This is a genomic window from Phycisphaerae bacterium (genome assembly GCA_035384605.1).
GTDB lineage: Bacteria > Planctomycetota > Phycisphaerae > UBA1845 > PWPN01 > JAUCQB01.
Genome location: DAOOIV010000180.1, coordinates 1 through 6,552, shown reverse-complemented (window position 1 = coordinate 6,552; position 6,552 = coordinate 1). Strand labels below are relative to the sequence as shown.

6 protein-coding genes are annotated in these 6,552 nt (G+C 61.4%); 1 reads left to right on the top strand and 5 read right to left on the bottom strand.

Features of this window, described 5'->3' with window-relative positions:
- On the top strand, positions 1–584 hold a 584-nt coding region (locus tag PLL20_21210; GenBank protein ID HPD32521.1), incomplete at its 5' end, for a glycosyltransferase.
- 72 nt (positions 585–656) lie between these two features.
- Here PLL20_21210 and PLL20_21205 read toward each other — a convergent pair.
- From PLL20_21205 to PLL20_21185, 5 genes are all read right to left on the bottom strand, one after another.
- Positions 657–1,262, bottom strand: a complete 606-nt coding sequence (locus PLL20_21205) for a CAP domain-containing protein (protein HPD32520.1) — start codon at positions 1,260–1,262, stop codon at positions 657–659.
- A gap of 170 nt (positions 1,263–1,432) precedes the next feature.
- A complete protein-coding gene (locus PLL20_21200) occupies positions 1,433–2,104 on the bottom strand; it encodes a peptidylprolyl isomerase (GenBank protein HPD32519.1) in 672 nt (223 codons plus the stop codon).
- A gap of 67 nt (positions 2,105–2,171) precedes the next feature.
- Positions 2,172–4,199, bottom strand: a complete 2,028-nt coding sequence (locus PLL20_21195) for an NPCBM/NEW2 domain-containing protein (GenBank protein ID HPD32518.1) — start codon at positions 4,197–4,199, stop codon at positions 2,172–2,174.
- Positions 4,200–4,408: 209 nt separating this feature from the next.
- Positions 4,409–5,941, bottom strand: a complete 1,533-nt coding sequence (locus PLL20_21190) for a sugar ABC transporter ATP-binding protein (GenBank protein HPD32517.1) — start codon at positions 5,939–5,941, stop codon at positions 4,409–4,411.
- Between the two features lie 211 nt (positions 5,942–6,152).
- Positions 6,153–6,552 (bottom strand): hypothetical protein (locus PLL20_21185; protein ID HPD32516.1); only part of this gene is annotated, 400 nt, incomplete at its 5' end.

Here is a 6,552-nt window from a genome sequence, read left to right as displayed (position 1 = left end):
TTCCCAAGCGGGGTGAACGAATGCCCGGGCCCATCCGCATTCTCTGGGCCGCGCGTTGGGAACACGACAAGAATCCTGACGCCTTCTTTCTGGCTCTCAAGTCTCTCAAGCTCGGCGGCGTTGATTTCCGCATCAGCGTCATCGGCGAGCAGTTCCGCGAGCGTCCGCCGATCTTTGACTGGGCCCGGCAGTATTTCTTCCACCACATCGATCGCTGGGGTTTTCAGGAGTCGCGGCAGGATTACGAAGAAGCTCTGATGGAGGCCGACGTTTTCGTCTCGACGGCCAACCACGAGTTCTTCGGCATCACCGCGGTCGAAGCGATCGCCGCTGGGGCCTATCCCCTCCTGCCCAAGCGACTGGCTTATCCGGAGATCCTCGATCCCAAGGTTGCCGGGGACGTCTCGTGTTTCTTCTACGAAAGGGAAGCCGAAGGTCTGGCCGAGCGGCTGAGAGAATTGGCTGAACGCCTCACCAAGGGCGACCTCTGGCAGGGCGATCCCGATCGGGCCAAGCGAGCCACCGCTCGATTCTCCTGGAGCAAGTTGGCTCCCATCCTGGATGAAGCGATCGAGTCGGTGTGAACGGTGACCGGGCGCATGAGAACGGCCGGGAATAACCCGGCCGTCTCCTCCTCGTCTCGATCTCGCGATTCGTTACTCGACGACGTGGTATGCGAATTCCTGGGCCCAGTATTGGCGCCCCGTGATCGGATCCACGAAGTGCCCCAGCCCCACATACACGTAGTCGGGTTCCAGCATGTTCAGTTGGTGCGACGGGCTGTTGTCCCAAGCTCGCATGACTGCCTGCACGGTCCGTTGCCCGGCCGCCAGATTCTCACCCACATACCTGTGGCAGAAGCCAAGTTCCATCGCCCGGTCACCCGGTTCAAGTCCCTCGGGCGTGATATGGGCGAAGTAACCGCGTTCGTACATATCCGACAGATGAGCCTGAGCCGCAGCCTCCAGACGCTTGCTGTAAACCAGCGGCGACAACCCATGGTTGACGCGATAGTTGTTCAGTTCAGCAAACAGACGTTTCTGAACGGCGGTGTCTGGAGCACCGAGCTCAAGACAGGGTTCCTCAGCGGCCAGACTGCCGCTTGTATCCGCCACGTCCCCGTCAAGGCGCAACAGATTGAACACTTCCTGCGCGCCGGTGCCGGCCGGTCCACTGGGCAGAACGCCGCCGCTGCAGCCGACCAACGCTGCGAAGACCAGGGCAGCAAGTGCTGAAACCGAATATTGCCACTCGCGACGCATCGTGCTGTTGTCCACAAAGTGCCGGCGAATCGCACTTTGCCGATCATATCACGACGGTCACCCCGAAGTCATCAACCAGGGCGCAGGAAATGTTGAAAAACGCTTCGGGCGCTTTCTTTCCGGCTTCTTTATGGGCCGGAAAACAATATCGGACCATGCGGCCATTTTGCCTATTTTCTCCGGATTGACCGGATCACCACCTGCTCGATAGGGATGGCCGTGAACGCGCCGCCGCGGTTCTCTGTCGGAACGGCACCAATCTTGTCCACGACGTCCATGCCTTCGATGACCTCGCCGAAAGCGCAGTACCCGCCATCCAAGGTCGCGTTGTGCTTGAGGTTGATATAGAACTGGCAGGTGGCTGAGTTGGGCTCGGAAGTACGGGCCATGGCGATGGTGCCGCGAGTATTCTGGCGTCCTTTCTTGCCTTCGTTGATTATCGGCGGACGCGTCTCCTTTTCGCGCAGGGTGGTGTCAAAACCGCCTCCCTGGATCACGAAATTCCTCTCCACCCGATGGATAATGGTGTTGTCATAGAACTTGTCATCAACATACTGCAGGAAATTCGCCACCGTGATTGGCGTGCGCTGGTCATCGAGGCGCACAACCATCGTTCCCATGTTGGTCTCGATGACCACCTGTGTGTTGGTCGGTCGAGAGGCAGGAGTGGCAGCGGCGGGAGCCGGTTTGGGCGCAGGCTTGGGTTCCGCGGCTTTCGCCGGCGGCTTATAGTCCGGCGGCGCTGTTGCGGAAGAATCGGTTTCATCCGCCGATGAATTGCATGACGGCAGAGCCGTCATGACCAAGGCCAGAACGAATAATCCCAGAATGCGTGTTCTCATCTGAAGACCTCCATCCGGACACAGGCGCGTTTGTCGGTTACCATGATAACGTTAATACGGGATCATGTCATCGACCGGGTGTGGCCGACGCTCGCAGATACGTGTCGCCCCAGTTGGCATGCACTTGGCCGTCGCCGTCGTCAACCCTGACAACGGCCAGCGTCAGTCTCCGGCATCCATTGACGGGCACATTGAATCGCTGCGGCTTGTCTCCGACCGCCAGCGACTCGCTGCTGAAGAGAAGATGACCGTCGGCAAGGATCTCGAACCGCGCGCGCCCTTTGGCCGTCGTGGCATCATCGATGCCCACTTCCCCGCTGAAGCGGTCGTATCCCTTGCCGAGCAAGTAGTCAATGCGATTGCCCGGCACGGTGCCCAGGCCTCGATGATAGCGGCGTCCGGCCATTCGCAGCGGGTTACCTCCGACGTTGCGATCGGCCGAGGGAGCAGGGCCCCCGATGAAGAGCGGCACAAGCTGCGTCAGGTACGCGTTTGCGGGGACCGGTGTTCGATGCACACCCTCGGGCAGAGGCGGAGACTCCTGCCCTGCCCAGTCTACCGCTCGCATCGTGTAAGCATATGAAGTGTCATAGACGATATCGCTGTCCTGGTATTGGTTCTCAAAGCCAGCCACGGTGGCCAGCGGTTTGCCGTCGCGGTAGATGCGGTATCGCGCCGGCCGCGACTCTGCTGCGTCCCATGACAGCAAGACGCCGCGGGTGTTTTGTTGCGTCGACATTCGAGCCGGGGAAGGTGGAGGCGACAGCGGCAGCGACGCCCTTCGGAATGCGATGCTCCATGAAACGGTCTGCTCAGTATTGCTCTGCAGCGTGACCATGCGCAACGGTCCGTGAGATCGAATCAACGACGAGACCATGTTCGCGTCCACTGTTGCGATCTCGAGCGAGTTCCGGTCGATCGGCAACAGTATGCGCAATTCATACGCCTCATCCGGAAACAAATTACTTCTGCCGCTGAGCGTCATTGACTGCGGGTCGTAAGAGACGTCGGTCAGATCTGTTAAGCCCTGAGTGATGTGACGGCTGGTACTCAGCACACGCGGCTCGTTCGGTCGCACATCGCGGACGCACAAGACGCGACAGTCTCCCGGGGGAATGTCAGTCTCAAACACCTCGTCCGTAACCGCCAGGAGTTGCTGCTGCCAGAAATCGTAGACAGCCAAGCGGCTCCTGGCAGGCGGCGAGATACCGAGGCGCTTAAGGCCGATGGTCTCTGTCTTGGCGACGGCGGACGGGTTGCTCAAGAGCAGCACGTTCCATTGCTCAGGCGGGCGGCCGATGGCGAGGTTCCACGCCGTGGTATCGCCGAAGCGATCGACTCGACGGATCGGCTGGAGCGGGCAAGTCCGCCGAAGGAGTTCGAATCGGTCAACCGGAAGGCGGTTCAGGGCCTCTGTCAGCCAGGTCATCGCGGTTACTTCGGCAGAGGGGGCAACGGCCCACTCGCTCGCCAATCGCCGCGCCTCCTTCAGCGGAACCGGCGGCGCCAGCCGTTCGACAGGAAGCGGAGGCCTCAAGGAGGTCCCTTCTCCATGGTCGGAAACCTGGAGATGAAGCCTCAGGAGAACGACTTTTTTGTTCATCGTAGCGTCGGTCCGGGCTTTCAGCCGATAGCCGCCGTAAGATGACTCGATGCTGACATCTCCCGAGTACGTGGCGTACGTACCGCCGGAACCGTCATACAGACTGTCAAACAAAAGCCTCGTTGCCGGGCCGATTGCCGTCTGGGTTGCACGGAAGCCCTCCGGAGGACGATATCGAGCCGGATGAACGTCGGCCGGCAACACGGCCGTCAGACTCAGTTGCGGCAGCCTGCTTCTCGACTCGACGGCAACGGTTACCTGACGGCCGTTGTCACGCGATACAATCTGGCAGGTCATTTCCGGGGCACCGCCAGCCATTGCGGCCAGAGCATGAGAGACCACCACGTCATCCACCAGCTCACCGACACCCGGGCTCTGCGCCAGAGGCCGGGGCACAATCATGTGCTCAACGGAGCGGCGGGACAGATGTGCGGTCACACCTGTGAGATAGAGAATGTCGCGGTCACCCAGACGAAGGGGGACACCGGGCATGCTTGACTCAGGTTGAGTGGCGGAGGGAATTATAGCGGGCTGACTGATGGTGGCCGACGACGCGGCAGGAATGCCAGGGCGTAGCCCGGCACAACCTGCGAGCAGGGCCGTCAGAATCAATGAACCCAGGCGCAGGACTCCTGAGCTTCTTTTATCGGTATGAAATACCCTTAAGGAACCTGACAACCGATCGTTACCCATCGTCTTGCTCACAACGGCAGGGGCCAATTCGTGAGTGATGTCTTCACGCCGGCCATCAACCGCATCAACGATTCCTGGCTTGCTTCAGCCCGCGACAGCTCGCCGACCTGTCGCCCTTCGCGAAGCACGATTATTCGTGTGCTGAGATTAAGGACCTCCGGCAGCTCGGAGGAGATCAGCAGGATCGCCGCCCCTTCACGAGCGAGTTCGTCGATCAGGGCATGAATCTCGGCCTTGGCCCCGACGTCGACGCCCCGCGTCGGTTCGTCGATCAGCAGAATCGCGCAGCGGCTTGCCAGCCACTTAGCCATGGCGATCTTCTGCTGATTGCCGCCCGAAAGCGACCAGACGGGTGCATCGATGTGGGGCGTGCGAACCCGAAGTCGATCAAAGTAACGGCGGGTCAGGGCTTTTTCGTAGCCCGTGCGGACGAAGCCGGCTCTGCAGAGGCGATTGAGGATCGGCAATGACAGGTTGGCCCGACCGCCCATGGAGAGCACCAGGCCCTGGGTCTTGCGGTCCTCGGGCAGAAAGCCCACTCCAAGAGCCATGGCCTCACGAGGTGAGCGGATGTGGACCGGTCGGCCGTCGATCAACACACGGCCGGTGGCCTTCGGGTCCAAGCCGAACACGGCCTGGGCCACTTCACTTCGCCCTGCTCCCACCAAGCCCGCCAGCCCGACAACCTCGCCGGCCCTTACCGTCAGGCTGATATTCCGGAATTTACCCGGTGAGGACAGGTCCTCGATTCGCAGCCTTTCCGACCCCGGCCTGGAGTCCAGATGCGCGGGGAAGTATTGCTCCAACGGCCGGCCGATCATCCGCTGAACGATCTTGTCCGTGGTCATATCGGAAACGTCGGCGGTCTCGATGTGTTGCCCGTCGCGAAGCACCGTTACCCGGTCGCAGAGGCGGAAGACCTCCTCCAGGCGATGCGAAACGTAGATCAGCGTCACACCGCGAGCCTTGAGCTTATCGATCAACGCGAACAATCGCTCGGTCTCTGCCAGCGCCAGCGAGCTTGTGGGCTCGTCCATCACGATGATTCGGGCTCCGGTCCCCACCGCACCAGCAATTTGCACCATTTGCTCCTGTCCGGTGGACAACGAGGCAATGGGGGCATCGACGTCGATGTCCGCCCCTATCCGGGTCAGCATCGCCCGGGCGTGCGAGCGCATCTCCCGTCGATTGAGAAGCCCGAACCGGGTCGGCAGGTTGCCCAGGCAGAGGTTCTCGGCCACGCTCAGGTTCGGGCAGGAGCACAGCTCCTGATGCACCATGCCGATACCCGCCTGAACCGCATCCAGCGGAGAGCAGAACTGCACCGGTCGCCCGTCGAGGTACATGACTCCTTCGCTCGGAGCGTGAATGCCGGCGATGATCTTGCCGAGCGTCGACTTGCCCGCACCGTTCTCCCCGATGAGTGCGTGGCAGTGGCCGGTACGGATCTCGAAACTGACATTCTGCAGGGCGATGACTCCGGGAAAGGACTTGGAAATATCCTGGAATCTCAGGATCGGTTGTGCTGCTTGGGCCACCATGCTCGGCTCAGATCCCTTTGTGGCGATTCTGCTCAAGTTCGCCGCCATTTGTAGCGGCCGGCCTCGGGTCGACTCAGCCCCCTGGTGCACGAGCTGCCTGGTCGGCTTCTCCGAGTTTGCACGAGCAGAGTATACCGGGCTTGGCAGGAACGCCCAAGAAGGGGAGAAGGATGAATCGCTGTCGCCGGCGGTTCGGGGAACATCGCGAGTTTTACAGCGCCGATTCAGTAATGGGGGATTGCTGTCTTTGCCCGATGATCCGCGGCGGCTGGGCGGATGTGGAGGGAAGCGTACCGTAGCTGATGTCCAGGAACTCGGCATCGGTGAGGGTCAGGTGGCGTGTGCCGGGATGGCTGGAGATGGTCAGCGACGACATGGCCAGGATCGTCTGGCTGGCGGGGAGCGGTCCTCTTGTCGCGCCGCCGATGGCGGCCGTGGTTGTGAACCACTGGGCTGACTCCTGCGACTCGATCGGAGGCTCGGCCGTCGGGGTGGCGATGGGGCCGTTGATCGTCGGCAAGTCTGCGTCCTTCCGGCCAAGGATGTGGGGTGGGGCGGGGAGGTTGGGCGAGGCGTTCGGGGTGGATCGGATGACGGGGAATCGGGCACGG

What these genes read in the sequence shown, in the direction of transcription:
- PLL20_21205 (HPD32520.1), bottom strand. Translation starts at nt 1,262, where the DNA reads ATGCGTCGCGAGTGGCAATATTCGGTTTCAGCACTTGCTGCCCTGGTC.
- PLL20_21200 (HPD32519.1), bottom strand. Translation starts at nt 2,104, where the DNA reads ATGAGAACACGCATTCTGGGATTATTCGTTCTGGCCTTGGTCATGACG.
- PLL20_21195 (HPD32518.1), bottom strand. Translation starts at nt 4,199, where the DNA reads ATGCCCGGTGTCCCCCTTCGTCTGGGTGACCGCGACATTCTCTATCTC.
- PLL20_21190 (HPD32517.1), bottom strand. Translation starts at nt 5,941, where the DNA reads ATGGTGGCCCAAGCAGCACAACCGATCCTGAGATTCCAGGATATTTCC.